This is a genomic window from Ruania alkalisoli (genome assembly GCF_014960965.1).
Taxonomy (GTDB): Bacteria; Actinomycetota; Actinomycetes; order Actinomycetales; family Beutenbergiaceae; genus Ruania; species Ruania alkalisoli.
The window spans coordinates 2,260,009-2,281,412 of sequence record NZ_CP063169.1; the positions used below are offsets into that span (position 1 = coordinate 2,260,009).

Annotated in this window: 16 protein-coding genes and 4 tRNA genes; 9 read left to right on the forward strand and 11 right to left on the reverse strand. The window is 68.4% G+C overall.

Annotated features, from left to right (window positions below; genetic code table 11):
- Nucleotides 1-7: 7 nt before the first annotated feature.
- The 9 genes from IM660_RS10055 to IM660_RS10095 all read right to left on the reverse strand — a co-directional run bounded on the left by IM660_RS10055 (nt 8) and on the right by IM660_RS10095 (nt 6,393).
- Nucleotides 8-616: a hypothetical protein gene (locus IM660_RS10055; RefSeq protein WP_193495176.1), complete on the reverse strand. Its 609-nt coding sequence runs from the start codon at nt 614-616 to the stop codon at nt 8-10.
- Nucleotides 613-1,779, reverse strand: a complete 1,167-nt coding sequence (locus IM660_RS10060; RefSeq protein ID WP_193495178.1) for a glycosyltransferase family 4 protein — start codon at nt 1,777-1,779, stop codon at nt 613-615. The genes IM660_RS10055 and IM660_RS10060 overlap by 4 nt, the downstream gene beginning before the upstream one ends.
- On the reverse strand, nt 1,776-2,741 hold the full coding sequence (locus IM660_RS10065) for a phosphatidylinositol mannoside acyltransferase (protein WP_193495180.1): 966 nt from the start codon (nt 2,739-2,741) through the stop codon (nt 1,776-1,778). The genes IM660_RS10060 and IM660_RS10065 overlap by 4 nt, the downstream gene beginning before the upstream one ends.
- Nucleotides 2,728-3,375, reverse strand: a complete 648-nt coding sequence (gene pgsA / locus IM660_RS10070; protein ID WP_246464886.1) for a phosphatidylinositol phosphate synthase — start codon at nt 3,373-3,375, stop codon at nt 2,728-2,730. The genes IM660_RS10065 and pgsA overlap by 14 nt, the downstream gene beginning before the upstream one ends.
- Nucleotides 3,356-3,889: an HIT family protein gene (locus IM660_RS10075; RefSeq protein WP_193495183.1), complete on the reverse strand. Its 534-nt coding sequence runs from the start codon at nt 3,887-3,889 to the stop codon at nt 3,356-3,358. Before IM660_RS10075 ends, pgsA begins: the two co-directional genes overlap by 20 nt.
- A 19-nt stretch (nt 3,890-3,908) precedes the next feature.
- A complete protein-coding gene (thrS, locus tag IM660_RS10080; RefSeq protein WP_193495185.1) occupies nt 3,909-5,918 on the reverse strand; it encodes a threonine--tRNA ligase in 2,010 nt (669 codons plus the stop codon).
- A gap of 197 nt (nt 5,919-6,115) precedes the next feature.
- Nucleotides 6,116-6,190, reverse strand: a tRNA-Val gene (locus tag IM660_RS10085).
- An 11-nt stretch (nt 6,191-6,201) separates the two neighbouring features.
- Nucleotides 6,202-6,272: transfer RNA gene (locus IM660_RS10090), tRNA-Cys, on the reverse strand.
- Between the two features lie 48 nt (nt 6,273-6,320).
- A tRNA-Gly gene (locus IM660_RS10095) sits at nt 6,321-6,393 on the reverse strand.
- A gap of 100 nt (nt 6,394-6,493) precedes the next feature.
- Here IM660_RS10095 and IM660_RS10100 point away from each other — a divergent pair.
- From IM660_RS10100 to treZ, 7 genes are all read left to right on the forward strand, one after another.
- Complete coding sequence (locus IM660_RS10100; protein ID WP_246464887.1) at nt 6,494-7,591, forward strand: chorismate-binding protein; 1,098 nt, start codon at nt 6,494-6,496, stop codon at nt 7,589-7,591.
- 115 nt (nt 7,592-7,706) lie between these two features.
- Nucleotides 7,707-7,778 (forward strand) — tRNA-Val (locus IM660_RS10105).
- A gap of 246 nt (nt 7,779-8,024) precedes the next feature.
- Nucleotides 8,025-10,163, forward strand: coding sequence for a DEAD/DEAH box helicase (locus IM660_RS10110; RefSeq protein WP_193495187.1), 2,139 nt, complete (start codon nt 8,025-8,027; stop codon nt 10,161-10,163).
- 46 nt (nt 10,164-10,209) lie between these two features.
- Nucleotides 10,210-11,751, forward strand: a complete 1,542-nt coding sequence (locus tag IM660_RS10115) for a molybdopterin-dependent oxidoreductase (protein WP_193495189.1) — start codon at nt 10,210-10,212, stop codon at nt 11,749-11,751.
- Between the two features lie 64 nt (nt 11,752-11,815).
- Complete coding sequence (gene glgX, locus IM660_RS10120; RefSeq protein ID WP_193495190.1) at nt 11,816-13,951, forward strand: glycogen debranching protein GlgX; 2,136 nt, start codon at nt 11,816-11,818, stop codon at nt 13,949-13,951.
- Nucleotides 13,948-16,437: a malto-oligosyltrehalose synthase gene (treY, locus tag IM660_RS10125; protein ID WP_193495192.1), complete on the forward strand. Its 2,490-nt coding sequence runs from the start codon at nt 13,948-13,950 to the stop codon at nt 16,435-16,437. The genes glgX and treY overlap by 4 nt, the downstream gene beginning before the upstream one ends.
- Nucleotides 16,434-18,173 carry a malto-oligosyltrehalose trehalohydrolase gene (treZ, locus tag IM660_RS10130; RefSeq protein WP_193499543.1) on the forward strand — a complete coding sequence of 580 codons (1,740 nt, stop codon included), beginning with the start codon at nt 16,434-16,436 and terminating at the stop codon, nt 18,171-18,173. The genes treY and treZ overlap by 4 nt, the downstream gene beginning before the upstream one ends.
- Nucleotides 18,174-18,189: 16 nt before the next feature.
- Here the strand turns inward: treZ and IM660_RS10135 are convergent, their stop codons facing one another.
- A complete protein-coding gene (locus tag IM660_RS10135; protein ID WP_246464888.1) occupies nt 18,190-19,065 on the reverse strand; it encodes an aminodeoxychorismate lyase in 876 nt (291 codons plus the stop codon).
- A gap of 103 nt (nt 19,066-19,168) precedes the next feature.
- Here IM660_RS10135 and IM660_RS10140 point away from each other — a divergent pair, with 103 nt between their 5' ends.
- Nucleotides 19,169-19,594, forward strand: a complete 426-nt coding sequence (locus tag IM660_RS10140) for an HIT family protein (RefSeq protein WP_193495195.1) — start codon at nt 19,169-19,171, stop codon at nt 19,592-19,594.
- Nucleotides 19,595-19,619: 25 nt separating this feature from the next.
- Nucleotides 19,620-20,099: a hypothetical protein gene (locus IM660_RS10145; RefSeq protein ID WP_193495197.1), complete on the forward strand. Its 480-nt coding sequence runs from the start codon at nt 19,620-19,622 to the stop codon at nt 20,097-20,099.
- Between the two features lie 24 nt (nt 20,100-20,123).
- Here the strand turns inward: IM660_RS10145 and IM660_RS10150 are convergent, their stop codons facing one another.
- Nucleotides 20,124-21,365, reverse strand: coding sequence for a carboxylate--amine ligase (locus tag IM660_RS10150; protein ID WP_193495198.1), 1,242 nt, complete (start codon nt 21,363-21,365; stop codon nt 20,124-20,126).
- Nucleotides 21,366-21,404: the final 39 nt, after the last annotated feature.

Sequence of the window (21,404 nt, forward strand, 5' to 3'; positions counted from 1 at the left end):
CCTCACCTCAGGGCGTGACATCCGGACCGGGGTCGAGCACGTCGACCTCGTCGTCCATCTCAAACGGTCGTGGCATCGGGGCGAGGCCCGCCAACCGGAACAACCGCACCGCCCAGGTACTGCGGACGTGCCGGATCTGGACGACGGCGTCATTGTGGAACCGGCGCGCCAACTGCACCCGGTAGACGTGGTGAGCCAGGGTGCGCAGGTGAGTTGCGCCGTCGGGGGTGGCGGCCAGCGGACGCTGATCCTCCGGTGTGCCCAGAGCTGTGCGCAGCGCCCGGCTCAGTTCGCTCTCCGCGAGGCCACGCGCTTGACCGACGGCTCGGCCCGGGCCGGTGGCACTGTGATCGTCCTCGCCGACCAAGCGCTCAGACTCCACCGCCGCGCGCCACCCGGCGTCAGCCACCACCATGGCGCCGGCAGGATCGAGCAATCCCGACTCCGCGAGTGCGATCGCGGACTCCGCGCGGTGCACGAGCTGGGCCTCGAGCGTTGCCCGGGAACTGTTCTCACGACGGTGCAGCCGATCGAGCCGTCGTGCCGCCGTCACCAGCACGACGGCGATCAGGATGAGCCCGGCGACCACGATCAGGGCGATCTCGGCAGCGTTCATGCCTCTCCCCTCCTGAAGAGCCGGCCCAACAAGGGCCGTACCCCGCTCACCGGGCCCGGCGTGGGCGTCACCATCGCGTAGACGTCGAGGATCCGCGCCGCCACCTCGTCCCAATCGAAACGCACGACGGCGGAGCGTGCGTGCGCCCGGCGCGCCCGGCTTTCCGCCGGATCGTCCAGGGCTCGGCAGATCGTCTGCGCCAGCGAGGCAGAGTCTCCCGTGGCGAACAGGAATCCGGAGCCGCCGTCGTCGAGCACGCGCCGAAAGGCGTTGAGATCGCTGGCCACGACCGTGGTCCCGGCGCTCATCGCCTCCACCAGCACGATGCCGAAGCTCTCCCCGCCGGTCTGGGGAGCGACATACACGTCGGCCGAGGCGAGCAGTGAGGCCTTCTCGGCATCGCTGATGCCGCCGAGTCCCTCAACCGCTGCAGCATGGTCACCCATGCCTCGCACTGCCGCCTCCAGATGGCCTCGTCCTGCCACCAGGAAACGTGCTCCCGGATACCGGGCGCGGACGGCCGCGACCGCGCCGAGCAGAACGGGCAGGCCCTTGCGCGATTCGTCCAGTCGCCCGAGGAAGGCGATCGTGGGTGCCTGGGCCGTGCCCTGCCATGCCGGCTGCACCGGCGCTTCGGCGAAGGTGCGGGTGTTGACCCCGTTGGGAATGATCACCGCGTCACCGCCGAGGTGCTCGACAACGGTGCGACGGGCATCTTCCGAGACGGCGATCCGCGCACTGATCCGTTCCAGACCGGGGCGTACGAGTGGGTAAGCGAGCTGCATCGCCCGGGAACGCTCCTGCGCGGAGTGGAACGTGGCCACGACGGGCACATCCGCGAGCCGCAGGGAGATCAGGCCGACCGAGGGTGCGAACGGTTCGTGGATGTGGACCACGTCGAACTCGCCGGCGGCCAGCCACCGGCTCGCCCGAGCTGCGACCACCGGCCCGAACGCCAGCCGGGCGACTGACCCGTTGTAGCGCACCGGTACGGCGCCGCCCACCGACTCCACATAGGACGGAAGCTCGGTGTCGTCTTCAGCCGGCGCGAGCACCGAGGTCGGGTGTCCGAGGTCAAGGAGACGCTCGGCCAGATCGCGGATATGGAACTGGACACCGCCCGGGGCGTCGAAGGAGTACGGGCTGACCAGGCCGACCCTCATGGTCCCTCCCCCGTCCCACGTCGTCGGGCTGGGTCGAGATCGTCGACAAAGACCTTCTGCAGCATGTGCCAGTCCTCGGGCACCTGGGCGAGGCGCGCGGCGTAGGCCGCGAACCAGGTGCGCGTGAGCGTGGCGCTGAGCGCTTGCACAGATGCTCCGGCGCGATCTGGCACCGGGGTCTCCTCAAGGAACTCGATATGAACTCCCCAGCGGCTACGGGCGGCCCGGCGCCGCGCACCACGCAACCGCTCGTAGGAGACGAGGACGGGGACGAGTCGGTGCCCTCGGGCGAGAGCGAGAGCCGCCGGACCGGGAGCCACGCGCAGTGCCGGACGGCCGGGACCATCGAGCTCGGTCTCGACGCCAGTGGAGGACAAGTCGCGATCGGCCAGCAGCGGCACCACGCCGGGACGACGCGAGGCCCTGAGCAAGTGGCGGAACACTCCACCACCGCGCTCGTGCGGGACGATCACCATCCCGAGCGACTCGCGGAACGCCAAGAACTCCTCGAACAGCTCCTCGGGTTCCAGGCGCTCAGCCACCGTGATCACGGTACCCAGGTGCCGGTTCGCCCATGCGCCGGCGAGGTCCCAGTTGCCCGCGTGCCCGAGCGCCAGCACGACGGTGCCGCCAGCACGAACCTCATCAGCCACCCACTCGTGCCCCGACGCCCGTACGCGGGCGTCGACCTCGGTCTCCGTCATCCCCGGGAGCTGGAAGGCCTCGCAGTAGTACCGCATGTACGAGCGCATGCCGCGGCGGGAGAGCCGGCGCAGGGCGCGGCGGGAGAGGCCAGGAACGAGCCGGTCGAGGTTGCGTTCCAGCTGCCGCACCCCAGGGATGCGCAGAGTGTGCACAGCCACGGCGATGACGTCGAAGAGGGCGCTGGCCAGCCCCCTCGGCATCCGGGGGACCCACCGCCAAGCGAGTGCGAACAGCCGGGCCGGATCAGTTGCCCTCATCGCCGGCCTCCATCTGCCTGGCCTGACCGCGAACGGTCAGCACCCGCTGCACGACGGTCACCGCACTAGCCGCGGCCAGGACTCCGAGCGCGAGGACCAGCACGCCATCCGGGGCACCGAGACCGACCGCAAGAGCCGCCACCAGCGCCACGACGAGGCGATCGGCGCGTTCGGCGATCCCGACCGATGCGCGCATCCCCAGCCCTTCGGCCCGCGCCCGCACATAGGAGACGAGCATGCCCGTCACCAGGCAGGCCAGCCCCACCCCCAGCCCTGGCAACTGCCACGCAGCCGGAGCGGACGTCGTCATGTACCACGTGAGGCCGCCGAAGACCGCGGCGTCCGAGAGGCGGTCCAGCGTGGAGTCCAAGAATGCCCCGAACGCCGACGATCCCCCACGCTCACGAGCCATCAGCCCGTCGACGGAGTCGGTGAAGGCGAGCACACCGATGATCAAGGCTCCGGCTGCCAGGTGCCCGGTGGGGAAGAGCCACAGTGCGGCCACCGAGACCAGCAGCGTCCCGGTCAGGGTGACGGCGTCCGGGTGAACACCCGCACGCACGAGCGTGCGCGCCAGCGGGCCGAAGATCGTCGACGTGACCGAGCGGCCACGGTTACCGAGAACCACTGTCACTCCCCCACTGCTGGGCCAGTTCACGCCTGGTGTCGGCGAGGAGTTCCGGAACGGCCTTCGCCCGGCCCACGATCGGCAGGAAGTTCGCATCCCCGCGCCACCGGGGCACGATGTGCTGATGGGCGTGCGCCGCAACACCTGCCCCGGCGACCTCGCCGGCGTTCATGCCGAGGTTGAAGCCGTCCGGCGCCTTCGCGGCGCGCAGGTGCACCATCGCGGCCTCCGTCAGCTCGATCAGCTCGGCCCGCTCTTGCCGGTTCATCGCCACCAGGTCCGGCACGTGGCGATACGGGCACACCAGCAGGTGCCCGGGGTTGTACGGGTACAGGTTCAGCACCACGTAGCAGGTGTGTCCCCGGTGCACGATCAGAGCGGTCTCGTCATCACCCTCGGGTGCCGCACAGAACGGGCAACCGGGCCCCGGACGGTCGTCCACGGGTTTGGACTCGCCACCGATGTAGGCCATCCGGTGGGGAGTCCACAGTCGGTCGTACCCGTCCGGGACGCCCGCCATCGATCCGGCTGCCTCCACCTCAGACCTGCACGCGGGTGGCGATCGCGTCCTGGATCAGTTCGATCGCCTCAGCTACCGGGACGCCGTTGCGTTGCGTGCCGTCGCGATAACGGAAGGAGACGGCGCCGGCTTCGGCGTCCTCACCACCGGCGATGAGCACGAATGGCACCTTCTCCTTCGTGGCGTTGCGGATCTTTTTATTGAATCGGTCGTCGCTGCTGTCCAGCTCGGCGCGCACGCCTGCGGTCCGCAACTGGTCGACGACGCCCCGCAGATAGTCGTCGAACACCTCGGCCACGGGAACCGCGACCACCTGGACGGGAGCGAGCCACGGGGGGAAGGCCCCCGCATAGTGCTCGGTCAGCACCCCGAAGAAGCGCTCGATCGAGCCAAACAGAGCACGGTGGATCATGACGGGCCGTTCCCGGCTGCCGTCGCTGGAGGTGTACTCGAGTTCGAACAGATCCGGCTCGAAGAAGTCCAGCTGGATGGTCGACAACTGCCAGGTACGGCCGATGGCGTCCTTGGCTTGCACCGAGATCTTCGGCCCGTAGAACGCGGCGCCACCGGGATCTGGCACGAGGTCGAGTCCGGACGCCTCGGCGACCTCAGCCAGCGTGCGGGTGGCCTCCTCCCAGGTCTCCTCGTCACCGACAGACTTCTCCGGGTTCCGGGTGGACAGCTCGAGATAGAAGTCGTCCAGACCGTAGTCCTTCAGCAAGTCCAGCACGAAGGTCAGCAGCGACCCGAGCTCCTCGCGCATCTGCTCACGGGAGCAGTAGATGTGGGCATCGTCCTGGGTGAAGCCCCGCGCCCGGGTCAGGCCGTGCACCACACCGGACTTCTCGTACCTGTAGACATGCCCGAACTCGAACAGCCGGAGCGGCAGTTCGCGGTAGGAGCGGCCGCGGGAGCGATAAACGAGATTGTGCATCGGGCAATTCATCGGCTTGAGGTAGTAGTCGTGGCCGGCCTTGATGATCTGCCCCTCGGCGTCGCGTTCTTCGTCCACGCGCATCGGCGGGTACATCCCGTCGGCATACCACTCGAGGTGCTTGGAGGTCTCGAACAGGTGGCCCTTGGTGACGTGCGGAGTCGAGACGAAGGAGTACCCGGCCTCCACGTGCCGACGACGGGAGTAGTTCTCCATCTCCATCCGCACCATCGCACCCTTGGGGTGGAAGACCGGGAGTCCGGAGCCGATCTCTTCCGGGAAGGAGAACAGGTCCAGCTCGGAGCCCAGCTTGCGGTGGTCACGCCGCTCGGCCTCGGCGAGACGTTCCAGGTGGCTGCGCAGGGCCTCTTTGGTGGGCCAGGCCGTGCCATAGATCCGCTGCAGCTGCGGGTTCTTCTCACTGCCGCGCCAGTAGGCCGCGGCGCTGCGCATGAGCTGGAACCCGTTGCCGATGATGCGGGTGCTGGGAAGGTGCGGGCCCCGGCAGAGATCCTTCCACGCGACTGACCCGTCGCGGCGGAGGTTGTCGTACATCGTCAGCTCGCCACTGCCGACCTCCGCGCCGGCTCCTTCGGCTGCCGAGGTGGCATCACCTCCAGCTCCCTTGATCCCGATCAGCTCGAGCTTGTAGGGCTCCTCGGCGAGCTCCGCCCGGGCCTCGTCCTCGGTGACGACCCGGCGGCGGAAGGTCTGTCCCTCTTTGACGATGCGGGCCATCGCCTTCTGCAACGCCTTTAGATCCTCCGGGGTGAAGGGGGTCTCGACGTCGAAGTCGTAGTAGAAGCCGTCGGTGATGGGCGGGCCGATACCCAGGCGCGCGTCCTCATGCACCTGCTGGACCGCTTGCGCGAGGACATGGGCGCAGGAGTGCCGCAGGATGTCCAGACCGTCGCTGGAGTCCAGACGGACGGCCTCGACGATCTGGCCGTCGCTCACGTCGCGGTCCAGATCACGCAGCCGCCCGTCCACCCGGACGGCCACGACGTCGCGCTCCTGGCCGAACAGGTCCGTACCCGTCGTGCCCACCGGGACAGTTCGCGGTGAGTCATCGACGTGGAGGGTGATCTCGGGCACGGGCACTCCTGGCTGTACGAATGCGGACGGGTGACAACGGTCAGCACCGATCGTATCGACTACCGGACGCGCAGAAGCACCCGCGCGGCCCCAGGCGCGTCACGAGCGTGAGCGAGGCACGCACGTACCGATCCGCCGGACAGGCACACGTGCACGAAGAGCCCCGGCTGTGTAGCCGGGGCTCTTCGGTGGAGATCTGGTGGGCGATACTGGGTTCGAACCAGTGACCTCTTCCGTGTCAGGGAAGCGCGCTACCGCTGCGCCAATCGCCCCTATGAATGCGAGGTGGGTACGGGATTCGAACCCGTGTATACGGCTTTGCAGGCCGCTGCCTCGCCTCTCGGCCAACCCACCGGGTGACGACGTGAGACCCGTCGTCTCCTTCGTGGGCCGCCGTCTCCGAGCGGATGACGGGACTCGAACCCGCGACCCTCACCTTGGCAAGGTGATGCTCTACCAACTGAGCCACATCCGCATGCTGCCTCCCGCATCTGGTGCGGTTTGGCGTGCGACAGAGACTTTAACCCACTCGGTCCGTGAGGTCCAAATCGGCCCCGGTGAGTAGCGTGTGCCGGGTGCCACATGACCCCTATCACCCACCCCTGGCCCCATCCCCGGCTGCCGCTGCGGACCGCCCGGGGCGGGCATGGTTCCGAGGTGCGCACGCGAGGGGGGTCATCGACCAGGCTGACCTGCGAACCGACCCCGACGCGCTGAGCCGGGGCGGATGGTGGGCCGTGGTCGCCGAGTTCGACGGCCCCATCCACGCCTGGCGCTTCCGCCACGTCGACACCAGCGACCGGGTGGTCCGTGATGCCGGACGGTGGCGGGGACCGGCACCGTCCGACTGGGCATCCTCGCTCGATCAACTCGGCTATATCAGCGCGGTCCAGGATGTACGGGATGCGGTGCGCGAGGGTCTGGTCTATCAGGTGAACGTCTGCCGCGTGCTGTCGGCGGCGATGCCCCAGCGTGCGGACCCGGCAGCACTGGCCGTGCGGCTCGCCCGTGGCAACCCGGCGCCGTACGCCGCCATGATCGACGTGCCGCCGCTGGCCGCCGCCGGCGATCCCGGATGCTGGATCGTCAGCGCCTCACCGGAGTTGTCGATCGAGATCTCCGGTGGGCAGATCAGCTCCGGACCGATCAAGGGCACGGCGGCCGAAGAATCCGGCCTGCTGGACAAGGACCGGGCCGAGAACGTCATGATCACCGATCTCGTCCGCAACGACCTGCAACGAGTCTGCGCGCCCGGAACGGTCGCCGTCACCGACCTGCTCCGCGTCGAACGCCACCCTGGCCTGGTGCACCTCGTCTCCCGCGTCCAGGGCCGGTTACGCGGCGACCCCGCGACCGATCCTCGCGTGTGGACCGAGATCCTTGGCGCCACCCATCCCCCCGGAAGCGTGTCCGGCGCACCCAAGTCCACGGCCCTGCAGCTGATCGACTCCCTGGAGCCGGTCGCCCGGGGGCCGTATTGCGGCCAGATCGGCTGGATCGACGCCGACCGGGGGACGGCCCGCCTGGCCGTGGGCATCCGCACGTTCTGGTGGTCGCAGGAACGGTTGCGGTTCGGCACCGGTGCCGGCATCACGTGGGGTAGCGAGCCGGAGCGCGAGTGGGAGGAGACCGAGCTCAAGGCGTCCCGGCTGATCGGACTGACGAGCACCTGAGGAGGCCGCCCTCGACAACCATCCCGGACCATCACCTCGACGTGAATGGGGTGCAGAGCACCGTTGCGGGCCTGCTAGGATCGTCACTCGTCACGCCGACCACCGGCGGACGCCCGGGCGATTGGCTCAGTGGTAGAGCGCCTCGTTCACACCGAGGAGGTCACTGGTTCGAACCCAGTATCGCCCACAGGATCCGGGATGCAGCTCGAGGCCATGCGTGGCCACGAGATGATCCGGAACCACACGGGCGGGGACCTGGTCAGCGCAGCGGCGTCAGACTGTGGTTTCCGCTCATGCGCTATCGAGCAGGAGACCGGCCAGCTGTGCCGTCCCCGGGGCGTACCAGCCCGGCTCCGTTCGGCATCGGTGCGCAACGCAGTGCGTAGGAAGACTCTCACCGTCCTACGAAGTCGTGCCTGCTCAGGAGGACCACGTGCCGTCAGCCGGCTCCCGGACGTCCAACCGCTCTGGACGCCGGACTCCGCGCGCCCAGGACCCCGCACCGATCCTGCCCATTCTCGCCCGTCGCGTGCGAGAGGTGGAGGCCAAGTCGGTCAAGGGGAAGGTGGGGCCCACCAATCGGATCAAGTTCCAGGTGATCGCCCTGCTCGTGCGGGAAGAACGCGCGCGCATCAAGGGCGACGCTTCGATCACGAACGGTGCCCGGGCAGAGGTGCTGAAACGTCTCGACGGCGTTGCGACGATTCTGGCGCGGACCGCGGCGCAGGACACCTCGCTGCTCAGCCTGCTCGATCCACAGGGCGCCCCGTCGGCCGCCGCGCAGCGGATGCGCAACGAGTGGCTCCTGGAGTCCGGGGCAGAGCTCTCCGAGGAAGAGCTCGTCATCAAGGAACCCCAGCAGCGCAAGACAACCGTCGTTCCCGCCGAGCTGGCCGACCGCCAGGTGGTGCCTACGCAGGTCCGCGCCCGGGTGCGGGCGAATCCGTTCCTCGAACCTGATCTCAGCACGCGCATTCCCGCGGCCGAGAACGGGTACCTCTCCGGCTGGGACCTCATGGACCCGCTCTACCGCGCCTTCGAGCAGGGTGCTGGTGGCGGTGCAGCCACCATGAACCTCCCTGCCGCCCCCCGGCGTGACATCTTCTCCCCCGCTGGACTGCAGCTGATGCCCCACCAGGCTCAGCTGCTGGAAGCCGTCCGGCGTGGGCACCGCACCTTCCTGCTCGCCGATGAACCGGGGCTGGGAAAGACAGCGCAGTCGGTGCTGGCCGCATCCGTCGCGCAGGCGTATCCGATGCTGGCAGTCGTCCCGAACGTGGTGAAGATCAACTGGGCTCGTGAGGTGCAGCGCTGGACGCCACAACGCCGAGTCACAGTCATTCACGGTGACGGACGCGATGTCGATGCCTTCGCGGACGTGTTCGTCGTGAACTACGCCGTGCTCGACCGGCACCTGGCGTGGCTGTCCACGCTCGGGTTCGGCTCGATGGTCGTCGACGAAGCTCACTTCATCAAGAACCTCACCTCGCAGCGGTCCCAGCATGTGCTTGCCCTGTCGCGCCAGATCCGTGAGCGCACGCCGGGCAACGAGCCCTTGCTGATGGCGTTGACCGGGACGCCCCTGATCAACGATGTCGAGGACTTCAACGCGATCTGGCAGTTCCTCGGCTGGACGGACGGGCGCCACCCTTCCCCGGGCCTGCGACGCCGGCTTGAGCAGAGCGGGCTGACCCCAGCGGACCGGGGCTTCTATCCGGAGGCTCGCTCCGCCGTCATCGATCTGGGGATCGTGCGACGCACCAAGCACGACGTGGCCAAGGACCTGCCTGCCAAGCGTGTGGCCGACCTGCCGGTCGAACTCGACAACGAGGTGGGCCGCTCGATCCGTGCCGCTGAGCGCGAACTCGCACAGCGACTCCTCACCCGCTACCGGCGGATGCTGGAAAGTCGCGAGGGCGGATACGACGCCAGTGCCGGACCCGACCTCGAACTCATGCGCCGGGTGGCCCGAGCAGAGCTGGAGTCCAGTTCACCCAAGGCGGACGGCGAGAACGTCTTCACCATGGTGCGCCGCATCGGGCAGGCCAAGGCGGCGGTTGCGGCCGACTACACCGCACAGCTCGTCCACTCTGTCGGCAAGGTGGTGTTCTTCGCCAAGCACATCGACGTCATGGACGCAGCCGAGCAGGTTCTCGCCGATGCCGGGTTGCGGACGGTCTCCATCCGTGGCGACCAGTCGAGCAAGGTCCGTCAGTCCGCGATCGATTCCTTCCAGAAGGATCCCGAGGTCTCCGTTGCCGTGTGCTCCCTGTTGGCTGCGGGTGTCGGGCTGAACCTGCACGCTGCCTCCAATGTGGTGCTCGCCGAGCTCTCCTGGACCGCGGCCGAGCAGGAGCAGGCGATCGACCGCGTGCACCGTATCGGCCAGGAGGAGTCGGTGACGGCCTGGCGGATCCTGGCCGCGCACACCATCGACACCAAGATCGCCGAGTTGATCGACTCCAAGCAGTCGCTGGCGGCGCGGGCGCTCGATGGCACCGACACCGAGATCACCTCCAGCGAGACGGTGCAGGTGGACGCACTCGTGCACCTGATGCTCACCGCTCTGTAACATCTCACGGCCCTCTGATTGGGCCGGGCTGCGTACGGTGGCCACCATGACCACCGACCGCCCCCGATCCCGACGACACCTGGCCACCGCGGGTGTGCTCTCCGGTGCCGTGTTCTTCGCCTCCGGATGGCTGACGGCCGTCCTGCTCGACCCACCAGCAGCACCGCACGCCGCGCTCGGCGCCACCGTCGTGGACCTCACTCCCCCGTGGTTGAAGGACTTCGCCGTCGAGGCGTTCGGTACGGGCGACAAGGCCGCGTTGTTCGTGGTGATGGGGCTGGTCTCGATCGTGCTCGCCGGGTTCGCCGGGATACTGGCCGGCCGTAGCAGACGCGCTGCCGTGGTGGCAGTCCTTGCGCTTGCGACGGTATGCGCCCTCGCCGCCGGCACACGGCCCGACACCTCCGCGATGTCGTTCGTTCCAGCCCTGGTGGCCGCGGCGAGCGGGGTGGCGACGCTGCTGCTGCTCGTCCACGTCGCCCGATCGTCACAGCTGGACGAGCATGGCCCGGGACGGCGCCGGTTCCTCTCAGCCGCAGCGGGCGCCGGTGCTCTCGCGGTGGCGCTGGCGGCGGCCGGCTCCGTGCTCGCCCGCGCCCGGAGCTCGGTGATGGGAGCGCGCGAGACCATCGTCCTGCCCGAGCCTGCGCACACCCCGGACGAGGCCACAGCTGCCCGGATCGACGCGAGCCAAGTCGAGCTGTCCGGCATGCCCGACTACGTCACCGCGAATGAGGACTTCTATCGCATCGACACCGCGTTGCGGGTGCCGCAGCTCGATCCGGCCCAATGGGAGCTGCGGGTGCACGGCATGGTCGATGAGGAGGTGCGGATCGACTATGCCGAGCTGCTCGACTCCGGTCTCACCGAGGCGATGGTGACGTTGACGTGCGTGTCCAACCGGATCGGCGGCACTCTCGTGGGCAACGCCAGTTGGCTCGGACTGCCGGTACGGAGCCTGCTCTCCCGCGCCGGTGTACGCGCGGGGGCAGACATGGTCCTGTCGACCAGCGCGGACGGCTGGAAGGCAGGGACTCCCCTGGAGGCGCTCACCGACGAGCGCAACGCGCTGCTCGCCGTCGGGATGAACGGGCAGCCGCTTCCTCTCGAACATGGGTTCCCCGTACGCATGGTCGTCCCAGGGCTCTACGGCTATGTCTCCGCCACCAAGTGGGTCACAGACCTGAAGGTCACGACCTTCGCCGACGACGAGGGTTACTGGACACCCCGCGGCTGGTCCGCACGCGGTCCCGTCCGGACCGCCTCCAGGATCGACGTCCCTCGCTCCGGCGCCACGGTCCCACCCGGTGAGGTCCGCCTGGGAGGCACGGCCTGGGCGCAGCAGCGCGGCATCACCCGGGTGCAGGTCCAAATCGACGACGACGACTGGCGTGACGCCGAGCTGGTCTCCACCGTGAGCATCGACACCTGGCGGCAGTGGGCGTTCACCTGGCCCGACGCCACACCGGGCAGGCATGAGATCCGGTGCCGGGCGTGGGACGACAACGAGGTGCAGACCGCCGAGGTCATGCCACCGGCTCCGAGCGGCGCCACCGGCCATCACGTGATCTCCCTCGTCGTCGAGTAGCTCCTGAGCGCCAGAGACCTCGAGGCGCTCCCCTCGCGCACCACGGCTCTGGCAGGCTGTGACCATGCAGACCTGGCCCGGACACTCCTACCCGCTGGGTGCCACCTTCAACGGCACCGGCACCAACTTCGCCCTGTACTCCTCGATCGCGGACCGGGTCGAGCTCTGCCTCATCGACGACGACGGTGCCGAAGAACGCATCGAGGTCACCGAGGTCGATGCGTTCGTGTGGCACGCCTACGTGCCCGGGATACGACCCGGACAACGCTATGGCTACCGTCTCCACGGCCCCCACGACCCGTCCTCCGGGCACCGGTGCAACCCGGCCAAACTCCTGCTCGACCCATACGCCAAAGCGATCGATGGCCAGATCGACGGCCATGAGGCGTTGTACTCGTATTACTTCGATGACCCGAGCGGCCCTGTCAACACGATGGACTCGGCGGGGCACACCATGACCTCCGTGGTGACCAACCCGTTCTTCGACTGGGGGCACGACCACCCGCCGGAGACCGAGTATCACGAGAGCGTCATCTACGAGGCGCATGTACGCGGCATGACCATGCAGCACCCGGAGGTCCCGGAGGACATTCGGGGCACCTATGCCGGGATGGCGCACCCGGCCGTCGTCGGCCACCTCGTCGAGCTGGGCGTGACCGCCCTTGAGCTGATGCCGGTGCACCAGTTCATCCAGGACCCCCACCTCATGGAGAAGGGCCTGACCAACTACTGGGGCTACAACACGATCGGCTTCTTCGCCCCGCACAACGGGTACTCCGCATGGGGTTCACGCGGGGAGCAGGTGCTGGAGTTCAAGAGTCTGGTCAAGGCGATGCACGCGGCGGGCATCGAGGTGATCCTGGACGTGGTGTACAACCACACCGCCGAAGGCAACCACCTCGGCCCGACCCTGTCCCTGCGGGGTCTGGACAATGCCTCCTACTACCGCCTCGTCGACGAGGACAAGGCGCACTATTTCGACACCACCGGTACCGGGAACTCGCTGTTGATGCGTTCCCCGCACGTGCTGCAGCTCATCATGGACTCGCTGCGCTACTGGATCACCGAGATGCACGTGGATGGCTTCCGATTCGACCTCGCGGCCACACTGGCCCGACAGTTCCATGAGGTCGACCGGCTCTCATCCTTCTTCGACATCATCCAGCAGGATCCGGTGATCTCGCAGGTCAAACTCATTGCCGAACCGTGGGACCTGGGATCAGGTGGATATCAGGTGGGCGGGTTCCCCCCACTGTGGACCGAGTGGAACGGTCAATACCGGGACACCGTCCGCGACTTCTGGCGTGGTGAGCCGTCCACCCTCGGCGAGTTCGCGAGCCGGTTGACGGGATCCTCGGATCTGTACGAGCACACCGGCCGTACCCCGATCGCCTCCATCAACTTCGTCACGGCGCACGACGGCTTCACTCTCCGTGACCTGGTCTCCTACAACGACAAGCACAACGAGGCCAACGGCGAGGACGGGCGGGACGGTGAGAGCCACAACCGGTCCTGGAACTGCGGGGTCGAGGGGCCCACGGACGATCCGGCGATCGAACGTCTGCGCTCGCGGCAGCAGCGCAACTTCCTCACCACGCTGCTGCTCTCCCAGGGGGTGCCGATGATCTCCCACGGAGACGAGCTCAGCCGGTCCCAGGAGGGCAACAACAACACCTACGCTCAGGACAACCCCCTCAGCTGGGTGGACTGGAATCTGGACGCGCAGGCCCAGTCCCTCCTGGAGTTCACCCGCACGGTGATCGCCTTCCGGCGAGATCATCCGGTCCTGCGCCGTCGCCGGTTCTTCAACGGCTCCACCTCCGCGCCCGGCGGCCTGCCCGAGCTGCCCGACATCGCCTGGTTCGAGCCCAGCGGTGCGCTCATGGACGCCGAGTCCTGGAACACCGCCTACGCCCGGTCACTGGCCATCTTCCTGAACGGGCAGGCGATCGAGGAACCGGACTCCCGGGGCCGTCCCATCGAGGACGACTCGTTGATGGTGCTGATCAACGCCAGCGCCGACGATCTCGACTTCACCTTGCCCGATGCCTCCTACGGCGAGCCGTGGAGCCCCGTGCTCACCACCGACACCGACCAGGACCTGGACGCCGAGCTGCCTGCGGAGGCGACTGTGACCGTGACTGGTCGCAGCATCGTGGTCTTCGCTCGCCCGGCGCCGGAAGAGCCGGAGAGCACATGAGGTCCCACACCCCGGTCTCGACGTACCGCCTCCAGCTCGGCACCGACCTGACCTTCGACCACGTCGCGGCCCTGACCGGACCGCTCGCCGAACGGGGTGTCACCGACCTGTACCTCTCCCCCATCCTCGCCGCCTCACCGGGGTCGACCCATGGATATGACGTGGTCGATCACTCGCGCATCAGTGAGGTACTGGGTGGTCGGGACGGTTTCGCACGCATGGTGGCTGCCGCACGATCCCGGGACCTGGGCATCGTCGTCGACGTCGTCCCCAACCACATGGCCGTCCCGACTCCCGCCAGCCACAACCGGCAGCTGTGGTCGCTGCTGGAACTCGGGCCGGCCTCCCCCTACGCCAACTGGTTCGACGTCGACTTCTCCGACGAAGCACAGGTCCTGATGCCGGTGCTCGGACGCCGGGTCGGTGCAGCCATGGCCGCGGGTGAGATCGCCGTACAGACTCTCGACGAGCCCGAGAACCAGATCACACCCGACCGCCCGGTGCTGTGCTACTACGACCACCGGTTCCCGATCCGGGCCGGTACCGAGCACCTTCCGCTCGCGGACCTACTGGAACGCCAGCACTACCGGCTGGCGTACTGGCGAGTAGCCGATGAAGAGCTGAACTACCGCCGGTTCTTCGATGTCGGATCGCTCGTGGCGGTCAGGGTCGAGCATCCGGACGTGTTCGACGCCACGCACAGCCTGCTGCTCGAGCTCGTCGAGGCCGGCATGGTGGACGGGCTGCGCATCGACCATCCTGACGGCCTCGCCGACCCGGGCGGCTACTTGCGCCGTCTGGATCGTGCCACGGATGGCCGGTGGATCGTGGCTGAGAAGATCCTCGAACCGGACGAAGATATCCCCGGCGACTGGCCGGTCGCCGGCACCACCGGCTATGACGCCGCGTGGCGGGTGAACCAGGTGCTCACCGACCCTGCCGGGGCTCTGCCGCTGGGTGCGGTGCTGAGCGAGCTCACCGGCGATGTGGTCGGCACCCTCGATCGTGTGGTGGAGGCGTCCAAGCGGGAGATCGCCACCGGCTCCCTGTACGCCGAGGTCCACCGCCTCGCGAGTCTGATCGCCGAGCTGTGCCACGATGACGTGCGTCTGCGCGACCACACAATGCGCGCCATCACCGATGCCGTCACCGAACTGGTCGTCGCCTGCGATCGCTACCGGGCCTACGTCATTCCGGGCCACCCGCTGGCCGCAGCCGACGCCGCCCTCGTCGAAGGGTGGGCGGCGCAGGCCGCTGAGCATCTGGAACCGGAGCGGCTGGAGACGCTGCAGGTCGTGACCGATCTCGTGCTCGGGCGCGAGGTGGGCTCCGCGGGCAGGCAGCACGAGTCCCGCCGGAACGAGGTCATCGTGCGCTTTCAACAGGTCTGCGGGGCGGTGATGGCCAAGGGCGTGGAGGACACGGCGTTCTACCGCTGGACGCATCTCACCTCGTTGTGCGAGGTGGGCGGCGCACCCGGGAGGTTCGCCGTCAGTCCCGACGTCCTGCATGCCTGGGCGGCTCGCACGCAGGCCCACCATCCCAGCACGATGACGGCTGGGAGCACGCATGACGCAAAACGCGGCGAGGACGTGCGCACGCGCATCGGCGTCATCTCCGAACTCGGTGAACCGTGGGCTGCGCTGGTGCGCCGGCTGCGCGAGCAGACCGAGGACATCAGACCGCCGGATCTCGACGGCCGTACCGAGAACCTGCTTTGGCAGACCCTCGCCGGAGTGTGGACCGAGGACGGTCCTATCTCGGCGGATCGACTGGCGTCCTACCTGGTGAAGGCGGCACGGGAGGCCAAGCAGTGGACCACCTGGACCGATCAGGACGGCGATGCTGAGCGGGCGCTGACGCAGTTCGTGACCGCACTGCTCACCCATCCGGGTGTAGTCGAGCTGATGACCCAGTGGGAGGAGCGCACGCGCGAACCCGTGCGGATTGCCACGCTCGCCGCGAAGGCACTGCAGCTGACCCTTCCCGGTGTCGCGGACGTGTATCAAGGCACAGAGACGACTTCCGTCAGCCTGGTGGACCCGGACAACCGGCGACCGGTCGACCACGAGTCGATCCGTACGGCCCTGGAGCGGCTCGACGGCGGTGCCTGTCCGCAGGACCTGTCGACGGAGAAGCTACGCCTCACGGTCGCGTTGCTGCGGTTGCGCCGGCGCCGGGCCGACGTCTTCGTCGGCGACCGCTCGGGCTATCAGCCACTGCCGACCTCGACCACCCACGCGCTGGCGTTCGCCCGTGGGCGTGTGGTCGAACCACAGGTGCTCACGGTGGTCACCCGGCTCCCGGTCCTGCTGCGCTCGGCCGGCGGCTGGGGCGAGCACACGGTGGTGCTTCCCGAGGGTCGATGGCGCTGCGTTCTGACCGGCGGCGAGGTTCACGGCGGTGCCGTCCCGCTCGCCGGCCTGCTCTCGGCCTCTCCGGTGGCCGTGCTGGAACGATTGCCCGACGGCGGGGGTCCAGCGTGAGGGTCTGGGCACCCTATGCGGCGGAGTCGGTTGAGATCGAGGTGGACGGTGCCAGGCATTCCCTGACAGCTCAGCGTGAGGGGTGGTGGGCGCTGGGGCATGAGCTGCCCACCGGAACCGACTACGCCTTCGTGGTCGACGGGTCGGGTCCGTTCCCGGACCCGCGCAGCCCGTGGCAGCCCTCCGGTGTGCACGGCCCGTCCCGGACGTTCGACCCGGCGTCTCACCGATGGCAGGACGCTGCCTGGACCGGGCGGGACGTACGCGGGGCTCTGCTGTATGAACTGCATGTGGGGACGTTCACGGAGGCGGGAACGTTCGACGCCGCCGGGGAACGGCTCGGGTATCTGCGCGATCTCGGCGTGGAGATGATCCAGCTGATGCCGGTGGCAGCGTTCCCGGGGCAGCGCGGCTGGGGTTACGACGGCGTCGCGCTCTACGCCGTCCACGACACCTACGGTGGACCGGCCGCCCTGCAGCGGTTCGTGGACGCGGCCCACGCTCGCGGTATCGCCGTGAGCCTCGACGTGGTCTACAACCACCTCGGCCCGTCCGGGAACTATCTGGCTCGCTACGGACCGTACTTCACCTCGGGACACACCACTCCCTGGGGCGATGCGGTGAACCTCGACGGTACGGGTTCATCCGAGGTGCGCCGGTTCATCGTCGACAACGCCCTGCGGTGGCTGCGCGACTTCCACCTCGACGCCCTCCGTCTCGATGCGGTCCATGCGCTCGTCGACGACTCACCGACGCACCTGCTCGCCGAACTGGCGGACGCGGTCGCGGACCTCTCCTGCGCACTGGGACGCCCGTTGTCGTTGATCGCCGAGTCTGATCTCAACGATGTCCGGATGGTCACACCCACCCGGGCCGGTGGCCTCGGCATGACGGCGCAGTGGGCTGACGACGTCCATCATGCTGTGCACGCCTATCTCACCGGTGAACGCCATGGGTACTACCTCGACTTCGGCTCACCCGACACGCTCGCCAAGGCACTGGAACGAGTGTTCGTGCACGACGGCGGGCATTCCACCTTCCGTGGCCGCGACTGGGGGGCTCCGGTGCCCGAGGACGTCGACGGGCACCGTTTCGTCGTCTTCACCAGCAATCACGATCAGGTGGGCAACCGTGGCCTCGGAGATCGTCCTGCGGCCCGACTGACCGACTCCCAGCTCGCTGCCTCCGCGGCGTTGCTGCTCGGCGCCCCCGCTACTCCGATGCTGTTCATGGGCGAGGAATGGGCCGCGTCCACGCCCTGGCTGTACATGACCGACCACGGCGAACCGGAGCTGGCGGAGTCGGTACGCGAGGGCCGGGCGCGCGAGTTCGCCGAGCATGGATGGGATGAGATCTACGGTTCTGGCACTCACGCCCCGGACCCGCAGGATCTTCAGACGGCTGCCGCGAGCGTGCTGCGCTGGCAGGAGCGCGGCACCGGCCGGCACGCGCGGATCGAGGACTTCACGCGCGCACTGATCGAACTACGGGCCAGGACGCCGGACCTGCGCAGCGGCGACCGGGCACGCACCCGGGTGACCGCGACCGAGGAGTGGGCGCTAGTGCGGCGCGGTGCCGTGACGGTAGCGGTCAATGTGGGCAGCCGGGTACACCGGATCCCGTTCGCCGGCGCCAGCCACCTGCGTGTGCTGCTCACATGGGAGCAGGGCGTGCGCATCGAGGGCGACCAGCTCGTGCTTCCGCCGGGAGCGGCCGTGCTTGGTCCCCACGGCTGACCTGGCCTGGCGACTCTCAGTCGTGGGTCGTGCGCAACCAGGAGAGCAGGTCGGCCGTCAGCCTCCGGTCCCAGGTCAGCTCACGACCATCGAGTTCACGCACGGCCGCGCACAAGCGGACGCTGGAGCACAGCCAGAGATGCTCAGCCGTCGCGAGCTCGGCCGCCTCGACCCGGCGTGCCTGTGTCGCCAGGCCCGCATTCTCGGCATAGCGGAAGGCCCGGTCCTGCGTGGTCCCGGGCAGGATGCTCTGGTCGGTACCGGGAGTGACCAGAGTGTTCCCGATGCGTAGCAGCACGGATGCGGTGGGCCCCTCCAGCACAGCACCGTCGGAACTGATGAAGATGACGTCGTCAGCGCCGTGGCGCCGTGCGTAGCGCAGTGCCGCCATGTTCACGGCATACGAGGTGTACTTCGCCCCTTGCAGCAGCCAGGGTGCGGTCTCGGCCACGTCCGAGCGGTACCCGCGGTCCAGGGTCAGTACCCGGACACCGTCGGCTCGTGCCCGCGACATGTCCGGCGCTGGGGCAACCCGCACCCACCCGGTGCAGCGTCTGCTTCCCTCCTCCCCTCGCGAGAGGACCAGCTTCGCGGACAGTTCCGGGGCCGGATCCGCACGATCAAGGGCGTGCTCGACCGCGGCTCGCCACACGTCCAGACGCGGCCCGGGCAGGTCCAGGATGGCGGCGGAGGCAGCGAGGCGGTGCAGATGGGACGTCAGCGATTGCACATGACAGTCCATCACCCCGATCGTCTCGAAGACGCCGTCACCACGAGTGGCGCTGAGATCGGTCACCCTGAGCTGGGGCTGGTTCGGGTCAGCCGCCTCGTAGCCGGATCCGGTCAGGGTCTCAGCACTGGTCGGCGCCGTCACCATCACCAGACTCGTCACGGCCACGACTCCTCCAGATCTCGTACTCGGGCACCAACCGACCCCCTCAGCCTAGGTCCTGACTGCCCACACCGCTGGGCACGCCACGAGTAGGGTGAAGTTCATGGCCAGCCTCTTCACCCGCATCCTCGATCGCGAGATCCCGGGCCGGTTCGTCTGGGAGGACGAGTGGTGCGCCGCCTTCCTGACGATCGAGCCACTGCAACCCGGCCACGTCCTCGTGGTCCCCCGGCGAGAGAGCGACCACTGGGCGGACCTTCCGGCCGCGGAGTGGACGCACGTGATGACAGTCGCCCAGCACATCGCCCGGGCACAGCGCGAGGTGTTCGTGCACGAACGCATCGGTCTGCTCGTGCAGGGATACGAGATCCCGCACGCCCATGTGCACGTGTGGCCGTCCCAGTCGTCGGCGGACTTCGATCTGGCCGGCGCCGCACGGGATGTGCCCGCTGCCGAGCTCGATGATGCGGCCGATCGCCTGCGTACTGCGCTCCGTGGTGACGGCCACGACACCGCGATACCGGACTGAGCTCGCCATCTCCTATGCTCGGGCCATGGCCCTCATCATCGTCCTCACCGAGGAAGCCCTGCAGGAGTCCGACGTCGCAGCGATCGGCGAACTTCACGACGCGCCTGGAACCCGCTTCCATGTGCTCGTACCGCAGGACACCGAGCGCAATCTCGTCACCGACTTCATCGATCATCTGAGCCTCTTTGAGCTGAAGGAGGCCTGGGATGAGCTCACCCACCGCCCGGATCCGCAGCAGGCGCGGGCGGAGGCCGACGACGCTCTCGCCACGTCGTTGCAGCGATTCGAGGCGGCCGGAACGGACGCGGAGGGTGCGGTCATCGCAGACGACCCGATCCCGGCGCTGCGTCAGGCGGTCAACGGGCTCCGGGCCGACGAGGTGGTGGTCGTGACGCGACCACATGCGGTCGAGGACACGTTCCACCGCGACTGGGCGTCGCGGGCGCGGGAGTCTCTCGGCCTGCCCGTACTGCACCTGTACTCGGGTACGAACAGGCTGGGCTGACGGGCTGAAGCGGCCGGCTGCCGGTCAGAAGCCGGTATCGGTGGGCCGGGGGTAGTACCGGCGGAGCGCTCGAAGCTGATTCACCTGCGCCAGCACGCGATAGAGCCACCGTCGCGGGCTGCGGTCGGCGGCGTAGCCGAGCGGGTGGACCGCCCGCCGACGACGCAAGACCGCACGGACGCGGGCGAGCAACTCGGCATCCTGGATGTACCGGGGCAGCACGAACGTGGGGATATAGGCATAGACGCCGTCCTCCTGCGCCTGTTCAGGCGGCAGCGCCTGGTCGAGCACGAAGTCCGCAACCAGCGCCCGGGCCGTGCTCGCCCCGCCGACGTTCGCATAATAGTGCGACCGCCCCAGGCGCGGATTGATGTCGAGCAGGCGCGCGACGCCGTCCCGAGGGTCCACCTTGAAGTCCACGCTGGCGAATCCGCGGAAGCCCACCGCGTCCAGCACCCGACGGACCGCATCGACAAGGGTCGCGTCGTAGTCGACCATGATGATCGCCGAGTTCCCGATGAAGGTCGGCTGATGCATCGCCAGCAGGACGTGTCCAGAGGCTGCCATCGTCAGCTCGCCCCGGGAGTCCCGGTAGCAGTTGACCACCCGGTTGGCGGTGTCATCACCAGGAATCAGCTCCTGCACCAGCATCGTTCCGCCATAGCCGGCAGCGCCGATACGGTCGAGTTCGAGGACGAGCTCATCGGCGTGCTCGAGGACATACACTTTCCGCCGCCCGATGAACGTCAGCTCCTCGAACTCGGCGCCGGCAAAGGGCTTCATCACCACCGGGAACGTGAGTTCACGCACGCTCGCGCGCCATTGCTCTTCCTGCCGCGGCAGCGGCTTCACCTCGACCGTCCGGGGCGCCGGGATACCCAGTTCGGCAAGCACGCTGTTCATGGCCCGCTTGTCCGCCAGCTGCTCGATGGTGCCGGCGGCGGCGAACGGGATCACATACTCACGCTCGAGCTGCTCACGGTGCCGCAACACGAAGGCGAGCTGGTGATCGGAGTTGACCACGAGGATGCGCCTGGCCTGGGGATACCTCTGCGCGACGTCGGACAACGCCGCGAGCGTCTGTTCGTCTGCGGCGCCAGCGCCGGTGAACACGTTCTCGAGGATCGCCGAGTCGTTGATCGGCCCTCGCGGCTGCTCGCTGATCACCACCGATCGCACGCCGTACGCCTCGTGGAAGGATCGTGCCATCGCGTAGATGCCGAGGTCCGTGCCGAGGAGGACGGGGCACAGGGCTGGTACGGGCACGGTGAGGTCCTCCGGAGCAGTGCGGACTGATAAGGGTGC

Bases quoted from the DNA above. Each gene is read 5' to 3' on its own strand.
- IM660_RS10055 (WP_193495176.1), bottom strand. From the start codon at position 616: ATGAACGCTGCCGAGATCGCCCTGATCGTGGTCGCCGGGCTCATCCTG.
- IM660_RS10060 (WP_193495178.1), bottom strand. From the start codon at position 1,779: ATGAGGGTCGGCCTGGTCAGCCCGTACTCCTTCGACGCCCCGGGCGGT.
- IM660_RS10065 (WP_193495180.1), bottom strand. From the start codon at position 2,741: ATGAGGGCAACTGATCCGGCCCGGCTGTTCGCACTCGCTTGGCGGTGG.
- IM660_RS10075 (WP_193495183.1), bottom strand. From the start codon at position 3,889: ATGGCGGGCGTCCCGGACGGGTACGACCGACTGTGGACTCCCCACCGG.
- IM660_RS10115 (WP_193495189.1), top strand. From the start codon at position 10,210: ATGACCACCGACCGCCCCCGATCCCGACGACACCTGGCCACCGCGGGT.
- glgX (WP_193495190.1), top strand. From the start codon at position 11,816: ATGCAGACCTGGCCCGGACACTCCTACCCGCTGGGTGCCACCTTCAAC.
- treY (WP_193495192.1), top strand. From the start codon at position 13,948: ATGAGGTCCCACACCCCGGTCTCGACGTACCGCCTCCAGCTCGGCACC.
- IM660_RS10140 (WP_193495195.1), top strand. From the start codon at position 19,169: ATGGCCAGCCTCTTCACCCGCATCCTCGATCGCGAGATCCCGGGCCGG.
- IM660_RS10145 (WP_193495197.1), top strand. From the start codon at position 19,620: ATGGCCCTCATCATCGTCCTCACCGAGGAAGCCCTGCAGGAGTCCGAC.